Source organism: Moorena sp., assembly GCF_982860115.1.
In genome coordinates, this window is sequence record NZ_CEYLVT010000351.1 from 4099 (window position 1) to 5300 (window position 1202).

Consider the following 1202-nt stretch of genomic DNA (forward strand, 5'->3'; position numbering starts at 1 on the left):
CCAGATAACCTGTTCCCTATTCCCTTTGCTATATGATTTAGAATCTCTACCGTAGCTTGCCCAGTTTTTTGCCAACTAAATTCACTGGCTCTAGCAAGACCTGATTGGCGAAGATGCGATCGCATTTGAGAATCGGTTGCTACTGCTGCCATAGCTGCTGTGATTTCCTCAGGCTTGTAAGGATTGATTAATATAGCGGCATCTCCAGCTACTTCGGGTAAGGAAGAGAGATTAGCTGTAATTACAGGAGTACCGCAAGCCATTGCCTCTAATACAGGGATACCGAAGCCTTCCCAAAGACTGGGGAATACAAATGCGATCGCATGTCTAATCATGGTCGGTAACTGGTGCTGAGGAACATATCCCAGGAATTTGACCTGAGTGGATATATCCAGTTGCTCCGCTTGGGCTTCCAGCAATGGTGTGTAGCGTTTATCCGTTGCGCCAGCAATCCAAAGTTGGTAGTCCTGGCAATTGGGTAGAGCAGCGAAAGCCTCAATCAGCCGATGGAGGTTTTTGTGGGGGTCTGGGCGTCCGATGTAGAGAAAATAGGGACAATTTTCCCGGTTTTCCCCATCTTTTTCACCATCTACTGTATCCACATAATAATAGTGATTGGCATCGTAAGCCAGTAAGATCGGGGTGATTTTTGCGGCTGGAATCCCGAAGAACTCAGTAAGGTCTCTAGCAGTAGCCCTAGAGTTACAGATGATGTGTTCTGCTTGAGCAAGAACTTGGGGGATATAGTAGCGTTGGTAAGTAGTTAAGGGTGAGAAACCCTGGGGAAACCGTAACCCAATCAAATCATGAACCATTACCACATAGCGGCAATTGGTGAACAGGGGAGCTTCTGGAACAGGAGAAAACAGAAGATGCGTTCGCAATTTTTTATAAATTCGCGGCAGTTGAAACTGAGTCCACAACAGACGGCGAAAATGTCCTTTCGTACCTTGTTCAGGGCTTAAGTTACCTGGAATTTCGTAGCAAGTGTAGGGAGTAGCACTACAAAAACGGTTAGAGGCAGTAGGAGAAATGAGTAAGGTAGGATCGAGAGGTTTTAAATAAGGAAAAAGATTAGCGGCATAGTTAGCAATACCCGTAGGTTGGGAAAATAGAATCGAGAGATTGACCAACAACTGGCTCATAAAGAATTTAGAATTTAGAATTTAGAATTTAGAATTTAGAATTTAGAATTTAGAATT

Annotated in this window: 1 protein-coding gene; it reads right to left on the reverse strand. The window is 44.2% G+C overall.

What is annotated here, in order from left to right:
- On the reverse strand, positions 1-1145 hold a 1145-nt coding region (locus tag AC4II3_RS31030; protein ID WP_488014649.1), incomplete at its 3' end, for a glycosyltransferase family 4 protein.
- Positions 1146-1202: the final 57 nt, after the last annotated feature.